The sequence below is a fragment of the Staphylococcus sp. AtHG25 genome, assembly GCF_003217445.1.
GTDB classification, from domain to species: domain Bacteria; phylum Bacillota; class Bacilli; order Staphylococcales; family Staphylococcaceae; genus Staphylococcus; species Staphylococcus haemolyticus.
Window position 1 is genome coordinate 1 of sequence record NZ_QJSN01000020.1, and the last position, 26,333, is coordinate 26,333.

The following is a 26,333-nucleotide window of genomic DNA, read 5'->3' on the forward strand; positions in this document are numbered from 1 at the left end:
GTTCATACATATCAATCGTTACTGTTTTGACTTTTTGTCTGAGTTTTAAAGAATAGCGATAAAAATGATCTTTAAGCGATTTTAACTTACGATCCACTACCACATCTACGATGCGGTGCGATACAGCATCTGCATAAATAAAGCTCATTTTCCTATAACATTTTTAACACTTTTAAATTCGTCCATCATTAAGTGTTCAGGTAGAGCATCAAAAGAGGACTGACCTACTGATTAATCACTCTAGACACAATCATTGATGATACTAAGCATGACTTAACGATAGATTTTTGAGAGCGGTATTCTTGTGCTTTGTCTAAAACTGCAAGTTTTGTTTTATTAGAAATAAAACAATGAGCGTCGACAATATTAGATTTAGCAGTAAAATGACTGTCACATGATTTACAATAAAATCTTTGTTTTTGAAGTTCTAAATAAGCGGGCATTTCCATAATTTTAAGTAAAGTAATCGTTGAGGTTTTCTTAACATTTTTTACTATAGAGAAATTTTCATTTTTAGTTGAACAATTTTCACAATGTGTAGGTTGATAAGTGAGGTCGGCATAGTAAAACAAGCTCATTCGTCCTTTATGATTTTTCTCAATCACTTCATCTGAAAAATTTAGATTTTTATCTTTAATTCTTAATGTATTTAATATAGACTTACACATAGGCGCATTACCTTTCTTTTTTATTTTGTGTGGTAACTAATAATTATAGAGGTAATTGCGCCATTTTTGTATTCAAACATAAAAATTGGACTGATGGTTTTTAGTCATCAGTCCAATTTATTATAGAGCCCAAATTGTTTCGTCACAACATCTTGAAAAGGTCATGGTCATTGGTTACTCGATGGGTGGAATGATTGGCACACGTTTGTTGAAATTTAATACATTGCCTATATCGCACCTTGTTTATTTAAGCAGCGCAGCTAAAATTACACAAAACACAAGTATGCTAGCACGTTTGTTCTCTACAGATAGTAAACGTGATCACTTTAAAGATGAAATTACTGCAATTAAAAATTTGCCACAATATATTTTAAAAAAGACGGTCTACGCACGAAAAGAAAACGGACTAGATATCTTATCATTCGTCGCCCCAATTAAAACAATCATTACAGACTTAATATATACAATTAAAGCTGATTATCTTCCAGATATTGAAGAAATTGAACAATTTCCTAAGTTATTATTTATCTCTGGCAAAGATGATGAAATCATTCCGTATACTGATTCACAAGCGACAATGGAGCAGTATAAACGCTATGGAGGAGAAACGAAAGAAATCGTCTATCCAGGTATCGGCCATATGGACTTTCCTTCTGTCCTTGAACAATTACCAAATGGTACGGTAGGCATTGTCGATCATATTAAAGATTGGATAGAAGACAAATAAGACATCCTTCAGACTTACTTTAAGCTATGTGTAAAAATGTCTTGCTCGTGACGTAGCGTCATGAGGTAGATTCAATGTAGGAGGTGGACACTATGTCACATTATACAGTTGGAGAGCTAGCCAATCATTTAGGAGTTACAGTTCGAACACTACAATATTATGATCGTAAAGGCTTATTGACAGCTGAACGTGCATCAGAATCAAATCGTAGATATTACAATGATGATCATATACAACAACTACAGTTGATAGTTTTGTTGAAGCAATTTGGTTGTACATTGGATGAAATTAAAACGCTACTTTACGAGGATAGCGATATGCAGACGCTTAAAGCAATGTTGCAACTGCATAAGAAAGAATTAGAGACAAGTATATATGATCAAACAAAAGCACTAAAACAATTGAACAACGTTGACCAATATATTTCAAGTCAATCAAGCGCTCCAATAAATCATTTATCTGACATAGATAAAGCGATGAAACAATCTACTACATTGAAATCGTTTAAAAGTAAAGTATGGATTAGCGCAGGTGTCATTGGCATTATTCAATATACAGGGTTAATCGCAAGTTTATTGAGAAGTTCGAGTAAACCATTTATTGCGATAGTGCCTATCTTAGTAACTTATGCCGTTGGATTAACAACATATTATTATAAAAATATTTCATATCTGTGTCCCAATTGTCAATATACGTTTAAGCCATCATTGAAACAGTTTATTTTGGCACGACATACTATGCAGACACGTAAATTAGAATGCCCTCAGTGTCACGAAATACATTACTGCATCGAAGTTTCTGAAGATAAGAAATAGAATTTTAATCATGGTTTTCCCGGTCCATCTGTGGCCGGTTTTTTTAAATTTGTAAAAAGAAAGCGTTTGCAAAAACAAAACGTATATATTAATATACTTGTATACAAGTTGTAATTAAGTCAATAGGAGTGAAAGATGTGAAAGAAGGTTATCCAGAACAATGGCTTGGTGGCATGTCTAAAGGAGAAGGTGTCGCAGCAGAAATACGATTGCAAATTGTGAGTGGGGAAATCGAAGTAGATACGCTACTTACTGAGAAGCAAGTCGCAAAACAATTTGATGTTAGTCGTTCCCCTGTTAGAGATGCATTCAAATTATTACAGACGGATCAACTTATTCAATTAGAACGCATGGGAGCCAAAGTTTTACAGTTTGGTGATCAAGAGAAGAAAGAACTCTATGATTTACGTTTAATGTTAGAATCATTTGCCTTCTCTAAGATCAAACACACTGATAGAGCACCTATAACTAAAGAGATGCGTAAGCATCTTGAAATGATGAAAGTAGCAGTTAAATTCGAAGATGCTGAAGCATTTACACAACATGACATTCAATTTCATGAAGCCATGATTATCGCATCCAACCATCAATATTTACAAACATTCTGGAATCATTTGAAACCAGTAATCGAAATACTCGTATTACTATCTATGAGACATCGCATGGAGCAAGATAAAGAAGATTTTGAACGCATTCATAGTAACCATGAGGTGTTTATTGAAGCGGTAGAACACTATGACTCTACAAAATTAAGAGAAGCCTTCCACTTAAATTTCGATGATGTTGGCGAAGACATTGAAAGTTTCTGGCTAAGATAAATAGAAGAAAGAAGGAATAATATGAAATACATGATTGGTGTTGACATAGGGACAACAAGTACGAAATCAGTATTATACGATGAAAATGGACAATTCATAATGAAACACAATATTGGTTACCCCTTACATACCCCCAATGTAGATGTTTCTGAAGAGAACCCTGACGAATTGTTTGATGCAGTACTAATGACTGTGAAATATGTTGTTAGAGAAGCAAATATAAAAAAAGAAGACATCAAATTAATTTCATTTAGCTCACAAATGCATAGTCTGATTGCACTCGATGCACAACATCATCGTTTGACTGAAAGTATTACATGGGCAGACAATCGCGCGAGTAAATACGCAGAACTAATTAATAAGGAATATTATGGCTCGGACATATATCAACGCACAGGAACACCAATTCATCCGATGTCACCACTATCTAAGATATTCTGGATGAAGCATGAACAATCAGATATTTATAAACAAACTGCCATGTTCGCAGATATAAAAACTTACATATTCTATCAACTATTTGAAAAATATGTCATCGATTACTCAATGGCGTCAGCTACTGGCATGTTCAATCTTGAAGAACTTGACTGGGATAAAGAGGCACTTGAATTGTTGGGTATCACTGAAGCACAACTACCACAACTGGTACCTACCACACACATTCTTAAAGGTATGAAGAAACGCTATGCAACTTTAATGGGCATTGATGAGAATACACCTATTATTGTAGGTGCAAGTGATGGTGTTCTTTCTAACTTAGGAGTGAATAGTTATAAAAAAGGCGAAGTCGCTGTCACAATCGGTACATCTGGAGCGATTCGAACAGTGATTAATAAACCTCGCACCGATTATAAAGGACGTATCTTCTGTTACGTACTAGACGAAGAACATTATGTTATTGGCGGACCAGTAAACAACGGTGGAGTTGTTCTGAGATGGCTAAGAGATGAACTCCTTGCAAGTGAAGTTGAAACTGCCAAACGTTTAGGCGTTGATCCATATGATGTACTGACTAAAATCGCAAGTCGGGTTAAGCCAGGTGCAGAAGGTCTCATCTTCCATCCGTACCTTGCGGGTGAACGTGCACCATTATGGAACGCCGATGCACGTGGTTCATTCTTCGGACTTACACTCTCGCATCAAAAGGAACATATGATTCGTGCTGCTTTAGAAGGTGTACTCTATAATCTTTATACAGTTTATCTTGCGCTTATAGAAGTAATGAACGAAACACCAAGCACAATCAAAGCGACAGGAGGATTTGCTAAGAGTGAAGTGTGGCGTCAAATGATGGCAGATATCTTCGACACAGACCTTATCGTGCCTGAAAGCTATGAAAGTTCTTGTTTAGGCGCTTGTGTATTAGGTTTGAAATCATTAGGGGAAATTGATGACTTCTCAATTATTGAAGAAATGGTCGGGACAACGAATGCACATCAACCTGATTCAGAAACCGTTCAAGTGTATCAACAGTTAGTATCAATCTTTATTAATTTAAGTCGCTCATTAGAAGAACGTTATGCAGAAATTGCAGATTTTCAACGTAAGCACATGGAGTAAATCAATTAATTAAAAAAGAAAACATTGGGAGGATTTACTATGTTTGGAGATATTTGGCCACTTATCAGTGTTGTTATCGGGATTTTATTACTACTATCATTAATTATATTCTTGAAATTGAATACATTTATTTCATTAATCGTCACTTCTGTCTTGACTGCTATACTACTAGGTATGCCATTAAATAAAATAATGGAAACTATAGAAGCGGGAATGGGAAGTACGCTTGGCCACATTGCATTAATCTTTGGATTAGGGGCAATGCTTGGTAAATTACTTGCAGATGGTGGCGGTGCCAATCGAATTGCCGACACATTGATTGCTAAATTTGGACCTAAACACGTGCAATGGGCAATGTTGATTGCAGCATTTATCGTGGGTATCGCACTATTCTTCGAAGTAGGTTTAGTTTTATTAATTCCGTTAGTGTTTACGATTGCTAAACGTGCAAAAGTATCACCTTTAAAATTTGGTTTACCAATGGTGACAGCTTTATCAGTAACACATGGTTTCTTACCACCACACCCTGGACCAGTCGTTATCGCTAAAGAACTAAAAGCGAATGTGGGAGAAGTATTACTATTTGGAATCATCATTGCAATTCCAGTAACGATTATTGCTGGACCTGTATTTAATAAAATTGCACAAAAAATTATCCCTTCAGCATACACTAGTGAAGGTGATATCTCAGCATTGGGTTCTCAAAAAGAATTTAAAGAATCTGAAATGCCAGGTTTTGGATTAAGTTTATTTACAGCAATATTGCCAGTGATCTTAATGTTAATTTCAACTATTGTTCAATTAATCACTGGCCACGAGGAAGCTAAAAATTTATTTGAACAAATTGTTTACTTCATAGGTACGGCTGGTACTGCGATGTTAATTTCAGTTATCTTCGCTATCTTCTCAATGGGCTTGAACCGTGGCAGAAAGATGGACGACATTATGAATTCAGTTACAAATGCCATCTATCCAATTGGTATGATGATCTTAATCATTGGCGGTGGTGGCACATTCAAGCAAGTATTGATTGATGGTGGCGTGGGTGATGCAATCGCAAAAATGTTCGAAGGTTCTACAATGTCACCTATCTTACTTGCTTGGATAGTAGCAGCAGTATTACGTATCGCATTAGGTTCAGCCACAGTAGCTGCCATCTCTACAACAGGTATCGTTTTACCATTATTACAACACTCAGATGTTAACGTTGCACTCGTTGTACTTGCAATAGGAGCAGGAAGCGTTATTCTATCTCACGTAAATGATGCAGGATTCTGGATGTTTAAAGAATACTTCGGATTAACCGTCAAAGAAACATTCTTAACTTGGTCACTACTTGAGACAATCATCTCTGTATCAGGTATCATCTTTATATTATTTATTAACTTATTTGTATAAGAATCTTTTATAAAAGTACTCACTGCAAAATGGTGAGTGTTTTTTAGTTCAAGAAATAGGTTTTCTACTAACAATTTTCAACAGTTTGAAAATGAATATATTAATAAAAATTTGCATACTTAAATGGCACCACAAGTGTAGTGCCTGTACCACCCATAGTTAAATTAATAAGCTATTGCTAGGAAAGAAATCAAAAGAGTGATAAACTAACAAATGATATAAAAGACAGAATGTGCAAAGGAGTTACTTGAGTTTGAAACAGATAAAAAAAGCAATCATACCTGCTGCTGGTTTAGGGACGCGATTCTTACCAGCTACTAAAGCGATGCCTAAAGAAATGCTTCCTATTCTAGACAAACCTACAATTCAATACATAGTGGAAGAGGCTTCTCGTGCAGGAATTGAAGATATTATCATCGTAACTGGTAAACATAAACGCGCAATTGAAGATCATTTTGATAATCAAAAAGAATTAGAAATGGTTCTTAAAAAAAAAGGAAAAGATGACCTACTTGAGAAAGTACAATATTCTACGGAATTAGCAAACATCTTCTACGTTCGACAAAAAGAACAAAAAGGATTAGGACATGCGATACATACAGCTCGTCAATTTATTGGAAATGAACCATTTGCAGTCTTGTTAGGTGATGACATCGTTGAATCAGAGACACCAGCTATCAAACAATTGATGAACGTTTACGAAGAAACAGGTCATTCAGTCATTGGTGTTCAAGAAGTACCAGAGAGCGTTACTCATAGATATGGTATTATTGATCCATTAGAAAAAGAAGGCCGTCGTTACGAGGTAAAACAATTTGTTGAGAAACCGAAACAAGGTACAGCACCTTCAAATCTAGCCATCATGGGACGTTACATCTTAACACCTGAGATATTTGACTACCTTGAAACACAAAAAGAAGGCGCTGGAAATGAAATTCAGCTCACTGATGCGATTGAACGTATGAATAGTGATATTCCAGTTTATGCATACGACTTTGATGGTGATCGTTACGATGTTGGAGAAAAATTAGGCTTCGTTAAAACAACGATTGAATATGCACTTAAAGATCCAAAGATGAAAGATGAACTCATTAAGTTTATTAAAGAATTAGGATTTTAATATAATGATACAAAAGAAGACCCCATAGACACTTAAGTGATCAGCTTAAATGTTTATGGGGTTCATCTTTGATGTGAAAAACATCGCACCTATACTTCTTTAGAGACATTTCGACTTAATTAATACTTAGTTAAAGCATCAGAGAGTAAGTATTAATTAAAAATTTTGTAATAGCTTTTTTCCTAAAAATATAGTTCATAATACACCTGACATATGGTAAAGAATTATGGGTACTTCTTTGGATTACGTAATCTTGGCTGTTTGATTCATGTTGCGTTGACTGACTTGTCACGAGCATTATGAACATATATTTCAAGAAGTATAAATTCCACTCATCTCAGTTTCCGCTAAGATGAGCTTTTTGGGAAATATAATATGTAATGGTTATACTTCCCAACCTCCTCTAAAACTCTATGTATTAGATGTATATCTAATACACTTAAATTGTACAATATATTATTCAGATAGAATACCTGTCGTAATATCAAACCTTTAGCTAAAAATATCAATCTTTTTACTTCATTTAAAATTTAGTGAAAAAGAAAGAGACCCACCTTACTCTCCAGTTAAGATGCGTCTCTAACGAATTTTATCAGTTGAGAGCTTATTATCTCCCTCATACATCAGATCGATCTAATGTGAGTTAATTATACTATGGAATTGAATCTTTTTAAATAGTGGTTAGTATCAATATTTTGTCTAATAATATCAATTTATGTAATTTTAACAATATATAGGTGGTAAAATATTTATCTTTAGGGACTTTTGATTGTAACTATACGTAGTCAAGCATATTAACAAATTGAGTTATAATATTATGTAATGATGACATCTATATTCCACATACATAAATCCCTTCAATTACTTTCATTTTCAAAAAGTGAACTATTTGTGAAAAGTATCACAAAAGACTTTAAAAATTTTTAAAAGGGTGTATGATAAGAATTGTAAGGAATAAGTAATGGGAAGTGATACTGATGAGAAAAGTAATTGAAGAAGTTGTTTTTTCTGATGAAGGCAGTTACGACATTTATTTGAAAACTGGTGTTAATCAAGGAATGATCGGCGATATTAAAGATGGCTACTTGACTATCGATTCAATTCCATATATTGATGCAGAACGACTATATTACTATGGACTCGAACGTAAAACACTCGTTACAAATTAATACAAATTGAATGGCCTCCTATTAACATTCAAGAACCTTATATGCCTTCGTTGGTGAGCAGTCGAAGGCATACCATAAATATACCCCTAATCATTCTGGAATAATGTGTTGAAAGCCCGTATCTTACCATAGAGATACGGGCTTCATTGTATTATAAATCTTTGAAATTCTTCTTAACTTCATTATATTGATATTCTTGATTATATAACTTAAATTTGTAGCCTTCTTGACTAGAGAATGGCATTCTTACACGTGGAATTTGATCCAATTGTGCGATAAATTCTCTCTCTTGGCGTGTACGTTGCTTCACACTCATATTCATCCATTCTTCTTCACTATATAAATCGATGAAATGAAACGAGAAACTTGTTCTACTCTTTTCAGCACGTAACGCTTGAATACGTTCTTCAAATGTCATTGTGTATCCTCCTATCTTTCTATATGCCCAATGATTTAATTACATATATTAACTTTAATACGTTTTCATAAAGATTACAATTCATCTTAGTATTTTCATAATAATATTTCCTGGAAATTGTCTTAAAGGTTTAATGCATTTTAAATAAGGTAATGTATTTTATGAATCTAAAATAAAGGATGAAGTGAAATGACAGAATTAAACGGACGCGTAGCAATTATTACCGGTGCAAGTAGTGGTATCGGAGCAGCAACAGCAAAAGCACTTGAGAAGCAAGGTGTTAAAGTCATACTAGCAGGACGTAGTCATGATAAATTGAATACGGTAGCGAAAAATATGAATGAAGACAATATACATATTGTGCCTACAGATGTGACAAACCAAGCAGAAGTAGATGCATTAGTAGCAAAAGCCATCGATGTATTTGGACATGTGGATATCTTCGTAAATTGTGCAGGTGTAATGCGTTCATCTAAAATCACAGACTATCAAGTTGAGTCATGGGATTCAATGGTTGATACGAATATTAAAGGACTTCTATACAGTCTCAATGCGATATTACCTAAGTTTGAAGCACAGGGGTCAGGACATGTGGTAAATTTAGCATCTATATCTGCGAATGAAGTATCTAAAGAAAGTGCATTATATAGTGCTACAAAATCTGCTGTACTGATGATTTTTAATGGTTTAGAAAAAGAATTAGCAAAAACAGGGATTAAAACAACAAGCATATTACCAGGAATGGTAGATACACCGATGACAGAACGCAGTGACTTTGGTGGTCGTAAGAAACTAGATCCTGAAAATATTGCAGATGCGATTATTTACGCATTAACACAACCTGCACATGTTAATGTGAACGAAGTGACAGTACGACCAGTGTAGTAGATTATAGAGAGGCTAGGACATTAAGTACTTAGATAGTGTAAAATTATATTAAAATGGTACACTGATAATGAAGGATGATAGTGGGGATAACTAAGATTTGGAGGAGTGACAAAGATGGAGAAACGTCTTTATAACTTATTAGAATTATTAGTTAGCTATAATACGGAGAGTCCACCTGGACGTAATACAGACCCTTTGCAAGATGAGATTGAAGAATTACTAAAAGCACTTGGATTTAGTATTCAACGAGAACAACTTTATAAGGATGATAGTGTCATTGTCGCGACTTTGAAGGGGAGTGACCCTTCCGCACCTAAACTTATATTAAATGGCCATGTAGATGTGGCATCAGTAGATGATGATTCAAACTGGACGTATCCGCCATTTGAATTAACCCAAGTGGATGACTGGCTTTATGGTCGTGGGGTAAGTGATATGAAAGGTGGTATGGCGTCATTATTTTATGTTCTTGAAAAGTTACATCAAGAAGGACGGCAACCGAAAGGCGATATTATTGTGCAATCGGTTGTAGGAGAAGAAGTAGGTGAAGCAGGTACGAAACTTGCTTGTGAAATTGGACCTAAAGCTGATCTAGCACTTGTGTTAGATACCAGTGAGAATATGGCGCTTGGTCAAGGTGGTGTGATTACCGGCTGGATTACGGTGAAAAGTAAGAATACCATTCATGACGGTGCACGTAGTCAAACCATCCATGCTGGTGGTGGGCTATTTGGTGCGAGTGCCATTGAAAAAATGACAAAAATTATTCACGCACTAAACGAATTAGAACAGCACTGGGCTGTAATGAAACATAGTCCAGGTATGCCTCCAGGTGCAAATACCATTAACCCGGCAGTGATTGAAGGTGGACGTCATCCGGCATTTATTGCAGATGAATGTCGTTTATGGATAACGGTTCATTATTTGCCAAACGAGCGATATGAAGATGTAGTTGCAGAAATAGAAGATTACTTGAATCGGGTGGCTGAGGCTGATATTTGGCTTCGGGAGAATCCAATGAGGTTTGAATGGGGCGGTGAATCAATGATTGAAGACAAAGGTGAAATCTTCCCTAGCTTCACCATTCCTACTGAACATCCTGGATTTAAACAATTACAGTCAGCGCATCAAACTGTTCATGGAACGGATTTAAAGCATGGTATGAGTACGACTGTAACTGATGGTGGTTGGACAGCACACTTTGGTATACCAACTATTTTATATGGGCCTGGTAGTTTAGAAGAAGCACATAGCGTCGATGAGAAGATAGAAACATCAGAACTACAAACCTATAGTGATGTTCTCTACCAATTCTTAAATCATTGGTACGATCACCCTGAGAAATAAAATTGTTTACAAAAATAAAGGCAATGGTCATGTGCGACCATTGCCTATTTTATATGTTATTTCTTTAGTGAACGACGGATACGATTCATCCAATTGGCACGACGTTTAGATACAACTGGCATACCTGATGGTTGAGCAGAACGTTTTTTAAGTTCTTGTCCATATTTAATTGCTTCTTGCATTAAATAGACTTGTGAATTTAATGGTGATAAGTTATTTTCCACATAGTGATAATGACCATGTTCATCTTGGTAGCGTCCTTTTTGATTATCAGATAATTGTAAATCCATGAAGTCGAATAGGCGTTTTCCAATTTCTTTATCTTCAACTGGGAATAAGATTTCTACACGTTTAATCATGTTACGTGTCATTACATCAGCTGATGATAAATAGATGCGTTCATTTCCATTGTTATGGAAGTAATAAATACGAGAGTGCTCTAGTAAACGACCAACGATACTTACCACTTCAATATTCTCACTTATGCCAGGAATACCTGGTTTTAAGCAACAGATACCACGAATAATGAGTTGAATCTTCACACCGGCTTGTGATGCTTCGAATAACTTTTCAATGATGGCTTTATCCGTAAGTGAGTTCATCTTCATCATAATCTTACCATTGCCATGTTGAAGGTGACTGCTAATCTCTTTATCAATGCGATCGATAAAGACATCACGAATATCAAATGGTGCTACGATTAATTTATTGTATTCTGGTTTTACTGAGTACCCACTTAAATAATTGAAGAAGTTAATGGCATCTTCTGCAATTTGTTCATTTGTTGTGATAATACCCATATCTGTATAGAGTTTCGCAGTCTTGTCATTATAGTTACCTGTTCCTAAGTGAACGAATGATGTTAATTCGCCAGCGATACGTTTAACGACTAAAGCGATTTTACTGTGTGTCTTAAGATGTGTCATACCATATATAACGTGACAACCTGCATCTTCTAACATGCGTGCCCAGTGTACGTTGTTTTCTTCATCGAAACGTGCTTTCAATTCTACAAGTACGGTTACTTGTTTACCTTTTTCAGCAGCTTCTTTTAAACTCTTAATAATAGGTGAGTCTTTACTAACGCGATACAATGTCTGTTTAATCGCTATTGTATTTGGATCGTCCGCAGCTTCGCGAATAAAGTCAACAATCGGTTCGAAAGATTCGTATGGGTGATGGAAGAAGATATCACGTTTTAATGCAAGTTCATATAAATTATTATTGCCTAAAGAACGTGGAATCTGTGGTGAATATTTTTCATAAGTTAAATAGTTTAATTTATGAGATAGATGATCGACTAAGCCGAAAATAAATGTTAAGTCTAATGGTCCATTTAAGAAATAAACATCTTGCTTGTCAACTTCTAATGTTTCGATAAGCCAGTCTAAATCATCTGGATTTGCAGTACGACCATCAACTTCCAGACGTACAGCTGAACCACTCTTACGTTCTTTAAGGAAACGTTCGATTTCGATAAGTAAGTCTTCAGCGCCATCCTCATGTATCGTCAAATCGGCATTTCTTGTGATTCTGAATGTGAAGGTATTTAATACTTCATAACCAGTAAATAAATAATTGATAAAATATGTGATAACATCTTCAACCATAACCACATATTGTTTAGGACCTTCATTATAAGTTAAGAATCTTGGAATGAGTGACGGGATTTGAACAATTGCTGAATTAATCGCATCTTCAGTATCAATGTCTACGAAGATGTTTAAACTTTTATTATTAAGTTTAGGGAAAGGATGATACGCATCAATGCCAAGTGGTGTTAAAGTTGGCAGAATCGTTAGTTTAAAATCTCTTTCTAATTTGTTTAATAAAGGTTCAGATAATTCATGTGGTTCACACATCACTATTTCATAATCTTGAAGTTCTGTCATTAATTCGTTATAACGTTCATATTGTGTATCAACATATTTTTTAGCTTTTTCTTGGATGGCATCAACTTGTTCTTGTGGTGTCATTTGTGCTTTGTTTTCTGGTTTGTCGTAGCCCATCTTAACTTGGTCTTTTAAACCTGCAACGCGAACCATGAAGAATTCATCTAAGTTAGAACTAAAAATAGATATAAAGTTTAATTTCTCTAGTAGCGGATTATTTTTGTCATATGCTTCTTGAAGTACGCGATAGTTGAAATCAAGCCAACTTAGTTCGCGGTTGTTGTAGTATTGCGGTAAGCTAATATCATTTTCTCCCAATTGAGTTTGCATTCCAAATACACCTCGTCATTTCCTCAAATATGCGTTATTCTTTACAATTAGTAAGTAAAAGGCATAACATCCTAAGTTTAAGATAGCATACTTGTTTTAAGATTTTGTAAAGATAATGGAAACATTTCCTTTAAGTATCTTTTCAATATGTTTTTTCTGTCTGTTTGCTTGATATTCTTCTGCAATAGGCTCGCCTTCAGTATAAAAAACAGTTAATTGATAGTCCTCGTTGCCTTTTTTCATTTTCTTCAATTCAACATCGACTACGAAGCTTGTTTGAGAAATATTTAAAGCGTTGATAAATTTAATGATGCCACCGAGTGCTTGAACCGTATCTACTTCTTTATTGCTAAACCAATCTGTTTCTTTGCAATAGAATTTCAATAGTGATTTATTTTTGAAACTGGCGAGTAGCGCTAATTTAACACGGTCTTTATGTGTATAACCGTTAATCATAGAGTTAGCAATGATGTAGTACGTGTGTGGAGAACTTGAATCTGAATCGATAAAGCTACCTAGGTAGTAAATATAAGCGCCTTCTTCAAATAGACGTTGATCGTTATCACTGATGTCTAAATCAGCGATATCAATTAATTGTGATAATAAGGATTTAGCTAATTTAAGACGTGCTTGTGAACTAACATCTTCAATCTTATATTCACGTGCTAAGAAATGAATTGATTCTTTACGTACATTATTTTTATCGAAGACATCAGGGTAGCGTTCACGTACTTGCTTCATGACATACCCCTCGCGTAAACCATTTCTAGAGAATGTGAATTGTTTAGCGTCTACAATTTTATACAACGTTTTAAACACTGATACAGCTGGTAAGATGATATCTACACGGTCACGACTTAGGCCGTCAAGGTTGGTTAAATCATCGCGATCACTTTTACGAATGATATCAAAGACTTCATCAATATCTTTATTCGTCATTGTATAATTGTGTACACCGCCAATAGGGTATGAATGTTCGGCTTGATGGATACGAGCTACATTTCGTGCGGAACCACCGACACCTACAAGTGCAACCTCTTGATCTTTCAACCACTCTAAAGATTCAAATTGTTGAGATAGGAATTTCTCCATATCTTTAATGGCGCCTTTGTCGTTATGATCTTTGTCGTTGAAGAACTTTCGTTTAAGCGTTACGACACCGAAAGGGAAACTATGTGATTCAAATAACTCTTTATCTTTAAATAACGTTACTTCAGTTGAACCGCCACCGATGTCGACGGATACTCCGTTTTTAATTTCAGTAGTGTGAGTAATTGCGTAGTAACCATAGTAAGCTTCGTCTTCTTCGGGTACGATTTTAATATCAATACCAACTTCATTTTTAACTTCTTTGACAATTTCATCATTGTTTTTAGATTGACGGATTGCGGCAGTAGCAATCGGATGTAATTCAGTTACATTGAATTTATCAGACACAGATTTAAAGCTGTGTAATGCATTAATGAGTACTTTTATGCCTTCTTTACTCATTTTATTATCTTTAGTGAGATATTGGCTTAGTCGTGCAGGCGTCTTAATGTTGAGCAATTCATTAATTCCTGATTCTTTAGTAAAGTTAAAAATAACTAATCTGATAGTATTTGATCCAATATCTACTAAACCTATTCGTTCTTCCATCGTGTCCTCCTAAATGACTAGAATAATGTTGATTAAAATACACTTCTATACCTTTATTTTACCGTAATATAACACTTTGAAAAAGGGAGACTGCGATAAATATTTAGTAATTAGTAAAAATTTTGTAAGGGATTACATAAAAATAAACCTCCTCGGAGATAGAGGAGGTTTGTGCACATCTACATGGCTAAAATTTTATGTTTAATTATTATATTATTTCGGAATTTTAACAGGTCCACCTGGTCCTAATGGAATGCCTAGTAAGTACCAAGCGATAACGAATAATGTCCATACGACACCTAACGCAAAGGTGTATGGCATTAAACTTGAAAGTAGGGAACCTAGTTTCATATTTTTATCATACTTTTGCGCGTAAGATAGAATAAGTGGCATATAAGGCATCATCGGTGTGATTGGGTTTGTAATTGAATCACCTACACGATAAATCATTTGAGTAAATGCAGGATGATAACCTAGTAAAATCATCATCGGTACGAAGATTGGAGCCAGAATACCCCACTTAGCCGATGCACTACCTATAATTAAGTTAATAAAACTACTAAGAATAATGATGCCTATAATAAGCACGATACCATTTTGATGTTGAAGTAATTTGGCGCCATAGACTGATACAATAATACCAAGATTGCTCCATTGCAAGAATGCTAATAATTGAGCTGCAAAGAATACGATTAATATGAAAGATCCCATTGAACCAAGAGAGTCACTAATCATACTACCTAAATCTTTCGAGTTCTTGATTTGTTTACTCAAAATGCCATAGACCATCCCAGGAATTAAGAAAATAACAAGAATTACTAAACCAACACCATTAATTAAGGGTGAATCGTCTATGAGACTGCCTGTTTTAGCATTTCTTAACCAACTTCCTTCTGGAATACAACAAATGATTAGGGCAACAATCAGTAAAAGAAATGACATGTTCGCCCAGAATAATGCTTTATTTTCAGTTGGTGTAATATGAGATGATGTTTCCTCGTCTTCATCATAATTTGCTTGACTCGCATCATATTCGCCTAAACGTGGTATAACAACCTTTGTTGTAGTGAAATAGATAACAGGAATTACTAAGATGACACTTGCGGCAATAAAGTACCAGTTCATAGCCACATTAATCTTGACGCTATCTGAAACAATCTTCGTCGCTGGTTCAGTAAATGCATAGACTAATGCATCTTGCATACCAATTAAAAAGTTTGCACCAAAACCACCTAATGAAGAAGCATAGGCCATTGCAAGACCGGCGATTGGGTGATAGCCAATCTTAATAAAGATCATTGCTGCTAGTGGGGGTAAAATGACTGTTGCTGCATCCCCAGCTAGACTTCCTAATATCCCAATTAAAATGATTGTAGGTACAATGATTCGCTTTGAAGCTCGGTTAATAACTGAAATCATTAACTTATCAAAATATCCTGATTTCTCAGCAGCACCGACACCAATCATCACTGCTAATACAAGTCCTAGCGCAGGAAATTCAGAGAAGTTCTTAACGGCATCATTCATAATCATAGCGATACCTTCAGTACTAAGAATACTCTTTATATGTATGGTTTCTCCATTTCCTGGATGTTTCACTGACACATCAAAAAGAGACACAATCCAAGTGATAACGGCTAAGCCAACACACATTAAGAAGAAAAGCATTGCAGGGTCTGGTAATTTATTACCAGCTTTTTCAACACCATTTAGAAATTTGTTAACTAAAGATGTTCTTTCTTTTGTATTAGTGGTCATAAAATGGCCCCCTTTGTTAGTTAACTCAAAGTATAACAAACTGATTTTTAAAATATAGCAATTTTCAGAAATTTAAATATAAGAATTGGTTATTAATGTGATAAGTACAATAATAATTACTTATCAAATAAGATTGAAATTAAATTGTGTGATGAAGCGCTATCATTATGAGAATAAGGTTTGAGGGTGTTTGAAGTGTGGAAATATAAACATTGTATAGATGAGTTGAATTTCATTAAAGAAATTTGAAAATAGGAGTGAAAGCCGTTATGAAACGTTTAGAAAATAAAATTGCAGTCATCACTGGTGCAAGTACAGGTATCGGCCAAGCATCAGCAAAAGCCTTGGCTAATGAAGGTGCACATGTACTCGCACTTGATATTTCGGATGAATTAGAAAAAACGGTTGAAGAAATAAATCGTAATGGAGGTAAAGCTACTGCGTATAAAGTAGATATCTCAGATGATAAACAAGTTCAAGACTTTGCGGATAAAGCTAGAGATGAGTATGGGCGTGTAGATGTTATCTTTAATAATGCGGGTGTAGATAATGGCGCAGGCCGAATCCACGAGTATCCTGTTGAAGTATTCGATAAAATTATGGCAGTGGATATGAGAGGTACGTTCTTAGTAACCAAATTCTTATTACCGTTAATGATGGAACAAGGCGGTTCTATTATTAATACGGCATCATTCTCAGGACAAGCTGCCGACTTATATCGTTCTGGATATAACGCTGCCAAAGGTGCAGTCATTAACTTTACGAAATCTATTGCTATTGAATATGGTCGTGAGAATATTCGTGCGAATGCTATTGCACCAGGAACAATTGAAACACCATTAGTAGACAATTTAGCTGGTACTTCAGAAGATGAAGCGGGTAAAACGTTCCGCAATAATCAAAAATGGGTCACTCCATTAGGTCGACTAGGTAAACCTGAAGAAGTAGGTAAACTTGTTGCATTTCTAGCATCTGACGATAGTTCATTTATTACTGGTGAAACGGTTCGAATTGATGGTGGTGTTATGGCTTATACTTGGCCTGGAGAAATGTTAAGTGATGATAGTTGGAAGAATTCAGTAGAATAGCAATTAATTGTAATATTTAAAATTAAAATGAAGATTAATATTATAACCCCAGTCTATGGCAGTAGACTGGGGTTTAGTGACGTCAAATGACGTTAATCTTCATTATATTAAGCACACCACACACTAGTGTGAAAATGCGTTATTTAGATGATATGAATTAAACTATCAACTTCATAATATTTTAACTAGTAACTTACCATTTTATTCTCTCATAAGCGTCATCGTTTAGTGAACGAACGATTTCAGTTACAAGGCGCACTGAATTTTCATAATCATCTGTGTGGAGTACTGACACATTTGAATGCATATAACGTAAGGCAACGCCAATAGAAATTGTAGGTATACCTTCATTTGCAACATGGATACTTCCTGCATCTGTACCACCGCCAGCTGTTGTATCCCATTGCACAGTAATATAATGTCTTCTTGCAACTTCTTTAATATGTTGACGTAAGCCTTGATGTGCAACATTAGATGCATCCATTAAGATTACTACAGGCCCATTTCCTAAAGTCGTCTCACTTCCAAGGTTGTTCATTCCTGGTGTATCGTATGCGACTGCAACATCCACTGCAATAGCGAGGTCAGGTTTGATTTTATTAGCAGCAACTTTAGCACCACGCAAGCCAACTTCTTCTTGCACAGTTGCCCCTGCATATAAATCTACACCGATTTGTTCATCTTTAAGTCTTTTTAATACATCGATCGCAAGTGCACAACCGTAGCGATTATCGAATGCCTTTGCAGTTAAATATTTGCCATTCGCTAATTCTTCAAATTCACTATAAGGTGTAATCATATTGCCAACTTCGATACCGTGATTCTCAGCATCTTCTTTACTTCGAACACCGATATCAATGTACATATCTTTAATTTGGACAGGCTTCTTACGTTCCTCTGGGTCAAGTACGTGTGGTGGTTTTGAACCGACAAGACCACGAATTTCAGTGCCGTCATCCGTTGTGATAGTTACTTTTTGAGATAACATAACTTGGTTCCACCAACTGCCAATAGGTTGGAATTTAATAAATCCATTATTATCGATTTTAGTCACGATAAAGCCAATTTCATCTAAGTGGCCAGCTACCATAAGTGATTTTGTTCCATTGTCACTTGCTTTTTTACCAAATATGCCACCCAAACCATCTTCTATAATTTCATCACTTACAGGCCCTAAATATTCTTTCATCTTTGACTTTACATTGCGTTCATAACCAGCAATGCCATTCACATCAGTCAATGATTTTAATAATTCAATTGATTCTTTCATATACACACACTTCCTAACGTCATTATTTACTAACATTGTAGCATGTAGATTTTTGTTTTTCTGAAAAAATTGTTTCTAATCAAAATTATCTGGTAATGATATACATAATAAGATAAAGTAAATGCTATAATTTAATTGAAAAATGACACAGTGGGAAGTAGATGAGTATGATGAAAAAGTTCTTTGTATTGACGATATTAATGGTGTTAAGTGTAAGTATATTAGGCGCGTGTAGTAAGGAACGCTCTAAGACATATGAAGGGGACATGGAAGGGAAGCATGTATTAACGACATTGTCTTATAAAAAGAATAAAGTAGTAAAACAATCAACTGTAACAACATTGAAGTATAATGATTTCGGTATGTCCAGGAAAGAAGCTAAGAAGACGTTCCAAGATCATCATCAATTGAAAGACCTTAAAGGTGTATCTTATAGCTTAGAAAATAATCATGAAAAATGGGTTGAAACAATCGATATAAACTATAAAAAAGCAGATATTAAAGAAGTCGAGAAGTATTTCTCTTTAATGTCAACATCTAAAAATGATAAGAAGGTCAATATGGAAGGGACCGTTAGAGAATTAAAAAAATTAGGCTTTAAACAAAAAAGTAATATGACAGATGAATAATGAACTAGAAAAGCTGTAACGGAGCCGGGGACATAAATTAATGTCTCAAGATCCGTTACAGCTTATTTTTATATCATTTAAATAATACTAAGTGCATCATTTAAGTCGTTAATAATATCTTCAGCGTTTTCAGTACCTATAGATAGACGAACCATTTCTGGAAGTACACCTGATTGACGTTGTTCCACTTCAGTCAATTGTTGATGCGTTGTACTTGCAGGATGGATGACGAGTGATTTGGAGTCTCCTACATTTGCGAGTAATGAGAATAGTTGCAATTTATCGACGAAGCGAGCGATGTCATCAACTGATCCGTCTACGCCAAATGTCAGAATTGCACCTTGACCTTTTGGTAGATATTTTTTAGCTAAGTTATGATATTTGTTGTTTTCAAGACCAGGATAATTTACCCAAGTGACTTTAGGGTGTTGAGCTAAAAATTGAGCAACTTTTAAGGCATTTTCAGAGTGACGTTCCATACGTAGATGTAATGTTTCTAAACCAATTAAAAATTCATGAACATTATAAGGCGACACAGCTGAACCTAAATCACGTAATAATTGAACACGTGCTTTAGTGATGTATGCAGTTTCACCGACATTATTCGTATATGAAATGCCGTGATAACTTGGATCAGGTTCGACTAATCCAGGGAACTTACCGTTATCCCAATTAAACTTACCGCTATCTACTATAATGCCGCCTATTGATGTACCATGGCCCCCTATAAATTTAGTAGCTGAATGGATAACAATATCAGCACCATGTTCAAATGGACGACATAAATAAGGAGAAGCAAATGTATTATCAATGACAAGTGGTAAACCATTATCGTGTGCAATTTGTGCTACCGCTTCAATATCTAATACATCTATAGCTGGATTACCGATTGTTTCAGCATAAATCGCTCTTGTTTTATCATTAATTGCTGCTTTAAAGTTGTTAGGATCACTAGGGTCAACAAAGTGAACTTTAATACCTAGTTTTGCAAAGGTGATGTTTAATAAGTTATAAGAACCGCCATATAGGTTAGACGATGCTACAATCTCTGAACCAGTTTCCACAATATTAAGTAATGCCAATGTGATAGCAGCTTGACCTGAAGAGGTAGCTAATGCACCAACACCACCTTCTAATTGTGTGATACGAGCTTCAAAGACATTCTGAGTTGGGTTCATAATTCGTGTGTAAATATTACCTGGTTTAGCCAGAGAGAATAGGTCTTGCGCATGTTGCGTATCATCAAAGACATAACTTGATGTTTGGTAAATAGGCACAGCACGTGATTTTGAGAATTCATCGATAACTTGTCCAGCATGAATCGTTTGTGTTTCAAATTTCCAATTTGGATGATTGTCTGTCATAAATATGACCTCCAATTAATAGAATATTCTGATTATTTATTTTTAATTATTATACAGCACTTTAAAATGAAATCAAACTGAATTAGTAAGAATTAAAAGGTAGGGGATAGAATTTCCGAGAGGATATTTAACTGGTGCTCGCTTAACTCAAGAAATTACAAAAAAGAGAAGGTACTTGATATGAGTACCTTCTCTTACTAGTCAGCTATTACGAGTTTGTGATATAGCTTCAAAGTATTATTTTTATCCAACCTTAACTCTCTTTGCCATCGAGTTAACTTATTAATTTCAATTTATAGTCAATGATATTTTCTATTGAACCATCAATGCGTTTGATTACAATATGGTCAGTTGTAATTTCATTTGGACTTTTGACACCAGCTGCGGCCGCAATGTTAAATAGTCCCTCATGTAAACTTGTAATATAGTTCGTTACTCGATATTGCTTTTCATCGACAATTAATGCTTTTTCCTTCTTAGGATCAGTCGTCGCAACACCCACAGGACATGTATTTAAGTGACACTGTTGACTCATAATACAACCTACACTAATCATCATGCCACGAGCAATATTAACTAAATCTGCACCTAATCCTAAAGCAATTGCTACTTTATCTGGAGTAATTAATTTACCTGAGGCAAAGATTTTCATTTTATCTCTAATTTGATGTTGCTCTAACATACCAGTTACGATAGGTAGTGCTGTAAATAATGATAGACCGACACCATCTTGTAACTCTTGGAATGTCGCTCCTGTACCACCTTCACCGCCATCAATTGTGATGAAATCAGGATAAATATTCATATCAATCATTGATTGAACTAATGCTTCAATTTCTTCAACTTTACTCACTACAATTTTAAAGCCGACTGGTTTTTGACCTAGTTGACGTAATTTATCTACAAATTGTAATAAGTCTTCAGGTGAATCTATAAAATCAAAGCGGTTAGGTGAGTTCACGGTTTTATAAGGTTCAATGTTTCTGATTTTGGCAATTTCTTCTGTAACTTTATTGCCCTCCATATGATCACCGCGAGTTTTGGCACCTTGTGCGAGCTTAATTTCAAATGCTTTGACCTCTTTATGATTTGCCGTCTTCAGAAATTGATCGTCGCTAAAGTTACCATCTTTATCACGAACACCAAAGAGACCAGGTCCGATTTGGAAGATAATGTCGCCTCCACCTTTAAGGTGATATTCTGACAATCCACCTTCACCTGTATTCATCCATGTGCCTGCACGGGCTAACCCTTGTGATAATGCAGTGATTGCACGACCACCAAGTGCACCGTAGCTCATTCCTGATTGACCAACGAGTCGTTTGATTTTAAAAGGATGTTCTAAATTGTTTCCGAGAATAATAGCATTATTGTCTGTTAAGTAGTACGGATCAATAGCTGTTTGATATCGATGTTCATCACGTTGAAATATGCGTTCATTGTCCACTTTATAGACAAATGTTGAAATCATAGTTTGATTATTAATTTGTAATTCATTACGTTGTAAAGGAAACATTGTATTTCGTATGTAAAAACCATCCTTATACTCTCGTTGTGTTCCAAAACTAGGCATTCGAGAGTTGTATTTACCTGCTAGCACAATATTTGTGTACTGATTTCTTGAAAATGGTTTCCCCTCTGTATCATTTGCAAATAAGTATTGACGTAATTCTGGTCCAATCTTTTCTGCAAAGTAACGTACACGTCCTAGAACAGGATAATTACGTAAGACACTGTGTTGATTCTGCCCTTTATCTTTAAATAGCAACACAAGTACTAAGCCGATTATTGAAAGAATCACAATAAATATCATGATGTTAACAATAAACTGCATAACTGTAAGTATAGAAATCAATTTTATTTCTCCCCCTTTGAACTTTCTACAATTTAAATCATACATCAATGTAAATCTTTTACAATTCAAAATAGGAAGAAATTTTCAATTTCTTAATATTAATAATCTGATAGAATAACAAATGATATATGACATACATGTATTTCGATGATAAAGTATGATGTACAAGATGTAAGAGGTGACCTATGGATAAAGAGGAAAAGTCATTGACACAAGAGGGTTTAAGAAATCAATGGGGAAGTTCTGAAGTAGTAAAAAAAGATTTCTTATTAATACCCATTTACATCGCTTTTCAAATTTTAATGCCAATTATTATTGTATTCGGTGTTCTAGGTGTTCATGCGATGATAACGCAAGATCCACCACCACTATATTTATATAATTTGATGTTGAGCGTCAGTTTCGTTATAGCGCAATTTATTGTTATCGTGTCATTTTTTGCATTACATAAACTTTATATTGCTGATGTGGCATTTAGACAATTTCGCATTGTTAAACGTAATTACTTACCATTAATAGTTACTGTGAGTATCAGTGCATTATTGCTATATTATACTTTTAATTATGTAGCGCAGAAACTACCTAAACCTTTAAGTTATGATGTAACTCAAGCGCAACTTCGTCTTGAAGGTCTATTCAATCATCCAATTGCAATTGTGTTTTCTTTTATTACAGTGGTTGTATTACAACCTTTAATTCAAGAATTAATTTATCGACATTTAATCATTCATGAACTCGAAAAAAAGCTGAATTTGATGGTAGTTATTGTATTGAGTATAGTGATAGAAGTGAGTGTACAGGTATATGACTTGATATCCATCATGGAAGTGATACCGTATTTAATATTATCAATTGGCTCTATCATTATTTACATAAGAAGTGGAAAGAATTTAGCAGCATCATATCTTTATCATAGCTCTGTACATTTGGTGATATTTATTACTACAATGGTAGAGAAGTTCTTTTAATTTTTGATAATAGTTGAAATTTACATATTCAAAAAGAATAGATAGGGAGAGACTTATGACAAATGAATATGAACATTCGCAAGAAACATCTAAGCATTCACAACTAAACAATGAATTTGCATCAAAACGAATTGTTAAACGTGATTTCTGGCTTATACCAGGCTACTTAATTATTAATATTGTTTTGCCGTTGATATTAACAATAGTTGTAATGATTACGATTGTAGCTATTACGGGTCAGACCTCACAAGATCCTTTTATAAAACAATTAATGGGGATTAATCAAATTTTTGTCTTATTAGGACAGTGTCTGTTATTACTATTATTTTATTTAATGCATCGCAAATCACTTATTCCATTATCAATTCAACGCTTTAAAGATTTGAAAAAACATATCATACTGATTATTGTTGTTCTCATTGCGATGTATTTAGCACAATTTTTATACGGAAACTTAATAGAATTGCTACCTGAAAAATATCAGTTTAATAATACTGAAAATAATAAACAAATTGAGGAACTCTTTAAGACGAGATGGATTTGGCCAATATTATTTTTAGATATAGTAATCGTTACGCCAATCGTTGAAGAATTACTCTTTAGACATCTCATTATTCATGAACTCGGTAAGAAATTAACATATGGTGCAATGTACGTTGTATCAGTATTATTCTTTGCTGGATTACACGTACTAAGCGCATCATCTCCATTTGAAGTTGGGCCATATTTAATTATGGCAATTGGATTTGTAGTTGCGTATCACTATAGTGGCCGTAACTTAGCAATCACCATTACGTTGCATATGATAAATAACTTAATTTCATATCTCTCTATTATTATTTCGATTATTTGGTAATCGATTTACTCGGATTGAAGTGAGATACAGTGAATCAATAAATGTTAACTTGAATTCGCTTATCTTACTTCTTTTTTTGTTATTATAGATATAAATGATGCTAGAACAGGTTAAACAAAAAAGTATTTTAATTTATTTTTCAATAAAAGTAATAGTTAAGAGGAGGTTAGTAACAGATGTTATTAAACATCAAAAATTTATCATATAAAGCGGATAGACGTATGATACTCAAAAATATCAACTTTCAATTAAATGAAGGTGAGGCAGTAGCGATCATTGGTCCATCTGGTAGTGGGAAGAGTACATTTTTAAAGCAGATTAATAATCTAATTAGCCCGACAGATGGGGAACTTTATTTCAAAGATAAGCCATTCAATAACTATCCTCCTGAAGAATTGCGTATGAAGATAAGTTATCTCATGCAACAGAGTCAACTTTTTGGTGAGACGATTGGGGATAACATGTCATTTCCAGCGTTAGCTCGTGAAGCGCACTTTGATAAGGAAAAGGCACTCGATTTATTGAAGAAAGTGAACTTAGGTCAGTATGATTTAAACTCTAAGATTGAACATCTATCCGGAGGTGAACGTCAAAGGATTACGATTGCACGTCAACTTATGTATCGTCCGGATATATTATTGCTAGATGAATCTACAAGTGCACTCGACACGCAAAATAAGCACATTATTGAACAAATGATTTTTGACATGGTTAAAGAAGGTGTCGCAGTCTTATGGATTACGCATAGTGATGACCAGAGTATGAGACATTTTCATAGAAGAATAACAATTAGTGATGGTGAGATAACGAAAGAGGAGGCGTTAAATCAGAATGAGTAATACAGCCCTTTGTTTAACTGCATTATTATTATTAATTCCAATCTTTATTTCGTATAAAGAAGGGTTACATATTATTAAAGATTTAGTAGTAGCTTCCGTACGTGCAGTTGTACAGTTAATCATCTTAGGTTTTATATTGCACTATATTTTCAAAATAGATCAAGCATGGATATTAATGTTAGCAGTGTTAATTATTATTATAAATGCATCGTGGAACACAATTAACCGTGCTTCTCCTGTTATGCATCATGTCTTTTGGATTTCATTTATCGCTATATTTATTGGAACTGCTTTACCACTAACTGCTACTGTATTAGCTGGAGCAATTGATTTCAAAGCAAATGAAGTTATCCCGATAGGTGGTATGTTAGCGAATAATGGCCTTATCGCGATTAATTTGGCTTACCAGAATTTAGATCGAGCATTTGTTAAAGATATTACCGATATTGAATCTAAGCTTACATTAGCCGCAACACCTAAATTGGCTTCTAAAGCATCAATTAGAGAGAGTATACGACTTGCTATCGTACCTACGATAGACTCGGTAAAAACATATGGCCTAGTTTCTATTCCAGGGATGATGACAGGATTGATTATTGGTGGCGTACCTCCACTACAAGCGATTAAATTCCAATTACTTGTCGTATTTATCCATACCACAGCCACGATAATGTCAGCTTTAATTGCGACATATTTAAGCTATAATCAATTCTTTAACGTACGTCATCAATTAGTGGCGCGTAATAGTGCACTCAATGCACCCGATGAAGAAGCGAAAGATAATTAAATTAAAAAGTCAGCTTTCACTTGATTCTCCAAATGAGGCTCTATAATAAATTGGACTGATGACTAAAAATCATCAGTCCAATTTTTATGTTTGAATACAAAAATGGCACAATTACCTCTATAATTATTAGC

21 protein-coding genes and 2 pseudogenes are annotated in these 26,333 nt (G+C 34.7%); 15 read left to right on the forward strand and 8 right to left on the reverse strand.

Going from position 1 to position 26,333, the window contains the following annotated elements:
• Positions 1-668 (reverse strand): annotated as a pseudogene (locus BDW31_RS11060) (transposase family protein); the annotation flags it as partial.
• 130 nt (positions 669-798) lie between these two features.
• Between BDW31_RS11060 and BDW31_RS11065 the strand changes: the two are divergent.
• The 7 genes and pseudogenes from BDW31_RS11065 to BDW31_RS11095 all read left to right on the forward strand — a co-directional run.
• Positions 799-1,395 (forward strand): annotated as a pseudogene (locus BDW31_RS11065) (alpha/beta fold hydrolase); the annotation flags it as partial.
• A gap of 92 nt (positions 1,396-1,487) precedes the next feature.
• Entirely contained in the window at positions 1,488-2,210 is a 723-nt protein-coding gene (locus BDW31_RS11070; RefSeq protein WP_110709649.1) for a MerR family transcriptional regulator, read from the forward strand.
• A 137-nt stretch (positions 2,211-2,347) separates the two neighbouring features.
• Complete coding sequence (locus BDW31_RS11075) at positions 2,348-3,028, forward strand: GntR family transcriptional regulator (RefSeq protein ID WP_053025542.1); 681 nt, start codon at positions 2,348-2,350, stop codon at positions 3,026-3,028.
• 21 nt (positions 3,029-3,049) lie between these two features.
• On the forward strand, positions 3,050-4,588 hold the full coding sequence (gene gntK / locus BDW31_RS11080; protein WP_053025544.1) for a gluconokinase: 1,539 nt from the start codon (positions 3,050-3,052) through the stop codon (positions 4,586-4,588).
• Between the two features lie 39 nt (positions 4,589-4,627).
• On the forward strand, positions 4,628-5,986 hold the full coding sequence (locus tag BDW31_RS11085; RefSeq protein WP_110709650.1) for a gluconate:H+ symporter: 1,359 nt from the start codon (positions 4,628-4,630) through the stop codon (positions 5,984-5,986).
• 253 nt (positions 5,987-6,239) lie between these two features.
• A complete protein-coding gene (gene galU / locus BDW31_RS11090; RefSeq protein ID WP_053025548.1) occupies positions 6,240-7,106 on the forward strand; it encodes a UTP--glucose-1-phosphate uridylyltransferase GalU in 867 nt (288 codons plus the stop codon).
• A gap of 977 nt (positions 7,107-8,083) precedes the next feature.
• Positions 8,084-8,275, forward strand: coding sequence for a hypothetical protein (locus tag BDW31_RS11095; protein WP_011274908.1), 192 nt, complete (start codon positions 8,084-8,086; stop codon positions 8,273-8,275).
• A 151-nt stretch (positions 8,276-8,426) separates the two neighbouring features.
• Here the strand turns inward: BDW31_RS11095 and BDW31_RS11100 are convergent, their stop codons facing one another.
• The gene (locus BDW31_RS11100) at positions 8,427-8,693 is read right to left on the reverse strand and encodes a DUF1413 domain-containing protein (protein ID WP_053016455.1); all 267 of its coding nucleotides are present in this window, start codon (positions 8,691-8,693) and stop codon (positions 8,427-8,429) included.
• A 189-nt stretch (positions 8,694-8,882) separates the two neighbouring features.
• Between BDW31_RS11100 and BDW31_RS11105 the strand changes: the two genes are divergently transcribed.
• A complete protein-coding gene (locus BDW31_RS11105) occupies positions 8,883-9,578 on the forward strand; it encodes an SDR family oxidoreductase (RefSeq protein ID WP_053025551.1) in 696 nt (231 codons plus the stop codon).
• A gap of 117 nt (positions 9,579-9,695) precedes the next feature.
• Entirely contained in the window at positions 9,696-10,928 is a 1,233-nt protein-coding gene (locus BDW31_RS11110) for an acetylornithine deacetylase (RefSeq protein ID WP_053025552.1), read from the forward strand.
• Between the two features lie 56 nt (positions 10,929-10,984).
• Here BDW31_RS11110 and BDW31_RS11115 read toward each other — a convergent pair whose 3' ends face one another.
• The 3 genes from BDW31_RS11115 to BDW31_RS11125 form a co-directional block, all read right to left on the reverse strand.
• A complete protein-coding gene (locus tag BDW31_RS11115; protein WP_053025554.1) occupies positions 10,985-13,150 on the reverse strand; it encodes an RNA degradosome polyphosphate kinase in 2,166 nt (721 codons plus the stop codon).
• A gap of 96 nt (positions 13,151-13,246) precedes the next feature.
• Positions 13,247-14,788 (reverse strand): exopolyphosphatase, encoded by a 1,542-nt coding sequence (gene ppx, locus BDW31_RS11120; RefSeq protein ID WP_053025556.1) that lies wholly within the window; start codon positions 14,786-14,788, stop codon positions 13,247-13,249.
• Positions 14,789-15,001: 213 nt separating this feature from the next.
• Positions 15,002-16,546: an AbgT family transporter gene (locus BDW31_RS11125; RefSeq protein ID WP_016930774.1), complete on the reverse strand. Its 1,545-nt coding sequence runs from the start codon at positions 16,544-16,546 to the stop codon at positions 15,002-15,004.
• Between the two features lie 269 nt (positions 16,547-16,815).
• Between BDW31_RS11125 and BDW31_RS11130 the strand changes: the two genes are divergently transcribed.
• Positions 16,816-17,634: an SDR family oxidoreductase gene (locus tag BDW31_RS11130; protein WP_070581917.1), complete on the forward strand. Its 819-nt coding sequence runs from the start codon at positions 16,816-16,818 to the stop codon at positions 17,632-17,634.
• Positions 17,635-17,827: 193 nt separating this feature from the next.
• On the opposite strand, the gene BDW31_RS11135 is transcribed toward BDW31_RS11130, so the two are convergent.
• Positions 17,828-18,904 carry a M42 family metallopeptidase gene (locus tag BDW31_RS11135; RefSeq protein WP_053025559.1) on the reverse strand — a complete coding sequence of 359 codons (1,077 nt, stop codon included), beginning with the start codon at positions 18,902-18,904 and terminating at the stop codon, positions 17,828-17,830.
• Positions 18,905-19,071: 167 nt separating this feature from the next.
• On the opposite strand from BDW31_RS11135, the gene BDW31_RS11140 reads away from it, so the two are divergent.
• Positions 19,072-19,533, forward strand: coding sequence for a YehR family lipoprotein (locus tag BDW31_RS11140; RefSeq protein WP_053025561.1), 462 nt, complete (start codon positions 19,072-19,074; stop codon positions 19,531-19,533).
• A gap of 77 nt (positions 19,534-19,610) precedes the next feature.
• Here the strand turns inward: BDW31_RS11140 and BDW31_RS11145 are convergent, their stop codons facing one another.
• Both BDW31_RS11145 and BDW31_RS11150 read right to left on the reverse strand, forming a co-directional pair.
• Positions 19,611-20,897 carry an O-acetylhomoserine aminocarboxypropyltransferase/cysteine synthase family protein gene (locus BDW31_RS11145; protein ID WP_110709652.1) on the reverse strand — a complete coding sequence of 429 codons (1,287 nt, stop codon included), beginning with the start codon at positions 20,895-20,897 and terminating at the stop codon, positions 19,611-19,613.
• A 274-nt stretch (positions 20,898-21,171) separates the two neighbouring features.
• Complete coding sequence (locus BDW31_RS11150) at positions 21,172-22,749, reverse strand: FMN-binding glutamate synthase family protein (protein WP_110709654.1); 1,578 nt, start codon at positions 22,747-22,749, stop codon at positions 21,172-21,174.
• Between the two features lie 188 nt (positions 22,750-22,937).
• Here BDW31_RS11150 and lnsB point away from each other — a divergent pair, with 188 nt between their 5' ends.
• The 4 genes from lnsB (at position 22,938) to BDW31_RS11170 (ending at position 26,202) form a co-directional block, all read left to right on the forward strand.
• Positions 22,938-23,720 (forward strand): CPBP family lipoprotein N-acylation protein LnsB, encoded by a 783-nt coding sequence (gene lnsB / locus BDW31_RS11155; RefSeq protein ID WP_053025565.1) that lies wholly within the window; start codon positions 22,938-22,940, stop codon positions 23,718-23,720.
• Between the two features lie 55 nt (positions 23,721-23,775).
• Positions 23,776-24,576 (forward strand): CPBP family intramembrane glutamic endopeptidase, encoded by an 801-nt coding sequence (locus BDW31_RS11160; RefSeq protein WP_053025568.1) that lies wholly within the window; start codon positions 23,776-23,778, stop codon positions 24,574-24,576.
• Between the two features lie 176 nt (positions 24,577-24,752).
• Positions 24,753-25,415 carry an ABC transporter ATP-binding protein gene (locus BDW31_RS11165; RefSeq protein ID WP_053025570.1) on the forward strand — a complete coding sequence of 221 codons (663 nt, stop codon included), beginning with the start codon at positions 24,753-24,755 and terminating at the stop codon, positions 25,413-25,415.
• Positions 25,408-26,202: an ABC transporter permease gene (locus BDW31_RS11170; protein ID WP_037550211.1), complete on the forward strand. Its 795-nt coding sequence runs from the start codon at positions 25,408-25,410 to the stop codon at positions 26,200-26,202. The genes BDW31_RS11165 and BDW31_RS11170 overlap by 8 nt, the downstream gene beginning before the upstream one ends.
• The last annotated feature ends 131 nt before the right edge of the window (positions 26,203-26,333 follow it).